This is a genomic window from Streptomyces sp. NPDC054786 (assembly GCF_053611685.1).
In genome coordinates this window covers 1-2,384 of record NZ_JBSHAW010000104.1, presented here as the reverse complement: position 1 = coordinate 2,384, position 2,384 = coordinate 1, and the positions used below count along the sequence as shown (strand labels likewise).

The following is a 2,384-nucleotide window of genomic DNA, read 5'->3' as shown; positions in this document are numbered from 1 at the left end:
AGCGACCACCGCGTCCAGCGCCCGCGCGAACACCGGGAACGCGTCGTACAGCTCACTCCCCATCCCCAACCGCTGCGCACCCTGACCGGTGAACACGAACGCGAGCTTGCCGTCCCGCGCGGAGTCCGACAGCGCGGCCCTGCCGTCGGCCAGTGCCGTCAGTCCGCTGATGAGGTCGTCGCGGTCGGCGCTGAGCACGACCGCACGGTGTTCGAGGGCGGGCCGCCGGGTGGCCAACGAGCGGGCCACAATGGCGAGTCCGGCTGCCGGCTCGCCATCCAAGAACGTGCGCAGCCGTCCGGCCTGGGCGCGCATCGCCTCGGGGGTCCGCGCCGAGATGAGGAAGGGCAGCAGGGTACCCACGGGGGCGGCCGGTTCGGACGCCGTGACGGGTTCGGGCTCTTCGGGCGCCTGCTCGATGATCACGTGGGCGTTGGTACCGCTGATGCCGAACGAGGAGATGCCGGCCCGGCGCCGGCGGTCAACCGTCGGCCACGGCTGCTGTTCGGTGAGCAGTTCGACAGCTCCGGACTCCCAGTCCACCTTGGGCGAGGGCTCATCGACGTGCATGGTCCGGGGCAGGATGCCGTGCCGCATCGCCATCACCATCTTGATGATCCCGGCGACGCCGGCGGCGGCCTGAGTGTGGCCCATGTTGGACTTGATCGAGCCGAGCCACAACGGCCGGCCCTCCTCGCGCCCTTGTCCGTACGTGGCCAGCAGCGCCTGGGCCTCGATCGGGTCGCCGAGGGTGGTGCCCGTGCCATGGCCCTCCACCGCGTCCACCTCGGAAGAGGCCAGACCGGCGCTGTTCAGGGCCTGCTGGATGACGCGCTGCTGGGACGGACCGTTCGGGGCGGTGAGGCCGTTGGAGGCGCCGTCCTGGTTGATCGCCGAGCCCCGGACCACGCCGAGCACTCGGTGCCCGTTGCGCTGCGCGTCCGACAGCCGCTCCAGGAGCAGCAGGCCGGCGCCTTCGCTCCAGCCGGTGCCGTCGGCCGCGCCGGCGAAGGACTTGCAGCGGCCGTCGGCGGCCAGGCCGCGCTGGCGGCTCATGTCGATGAAGGTGTCTGGTGTGGACATCACGGTGACGCCGCCGGCAAGGGCTAGCGAGCACTCACCGGAGCGCAGCGCCTGCGCAGCCATGTGCAGGGCCACCAGCGATGACGAGCACGCCGTGTCCACCGTCACCGCCGGGCCCTCCAGCCCGAGGGCGTAGGCCACTCGTCCGGAGACGACGCTGGCGAGGCTGCCGTTGCCGAGGTAGCCGGCGATCTCCTCCGGCACTTCTCCGAGCCGGGTCCCCCAGTCGTGGTACATCACGCCGGCGAAGACACCGGTCCGGCTGCCGCGCATGGCAACCGGGTCGATGCCGGCGCGCTCGAAGGTCTCCCAGGAGGTCTCCAGCAGGAGCCGCTGCTGCGGGTCCATGGCCGTGGCTTCACGCGGGCTGATGTCGAAGAACGCGGGGTCGAACTCGGCGGCGTCGTAGAGGAATCCGCCCTCGCGGGAGTAGGTCTTGCCCGCAGTCCCCGGCTCCGGGTCGTACAGGTCCTCGGGCCAGCCGCGGTCGGCCGGAAAACCTGCGATGGCGTCGGTGCCCTCGGCCACGAGCTGCCACAGCTCTTCCGGAGAGGTCACGCCGCCGGGGTAGCGGCAGGCCATGCCGACGATGACGACGGGATCGTCGGTGAGGGGCGCGAGGACGGCACCGGCCTTGGCGACCGCTTCCTCCCGCACGTCCAGCAGCTTGCCCGCGATGTGCTTCGCGAGTGCACGCGGCGTCGGATAGTCGAACACAAGGGTCGCGGAGAGCCGCAGCCCAGTGGTCGAGTTGAGCCGGTTGCGCAGCTCCACCGAGGACAGCGAGTCGAATCCGATGTCGCTGAAGGCCCGCCCGGGCTCGATCGCCTCCGCGCCGTCATGGCCGAGGACTTCGGCGATCTGGGTACGCACCAGGTCGAGGAGGAGGTCGTCGCGCTCCGACTCGGACAGTGCGGCCAGCTGCCCGCCGAGGGAGACCTCGACGGCGACCGGGCCGCTGGCGGCGGTCCGGCGTGCCGGGGTGCGGACCAGTCCGCGCAGGAGGTGCGGCAATTCGTCGCCGAGGGCCTGGAGTGCGCGCAATTCCAGGCGCACCGCCACCACGGCGGGTGCGTCGCCCGAGGCCGCGAGATCGAGCAGCCGGAGGTTCTGCTCGGTGGTCAGCGGTTCGAGGCCCAGGCGGGCCATACGGGCCAGAGCCGCGTCGTCGAGCTGTGCGCCCATGCCGGTGCCGGCCCACAGGCCCCAGTCGAGTGAGGTGGCGGGTAGTCCGGTGGTTCGGCGGTGTACGGCCAGGGCGTCGAGGAAGACGTTTGCGGTGGCGTAGTTGGCTTGGCCGG

The 2,384-nt window shown here is 71.7% G+C and carries 1 protein-coding gene; it reads right to left on the bottom strand.

Translation table 11 applies throughout. The features are described 5' to 3' along the window. Positions 1–2,384: type I polyketide synthase (locus ACWGI6_RS38165; protein ID WP_453271769.1), on the bottom strand; the 2,384-nt coding region annotated here is incomplete at both ends.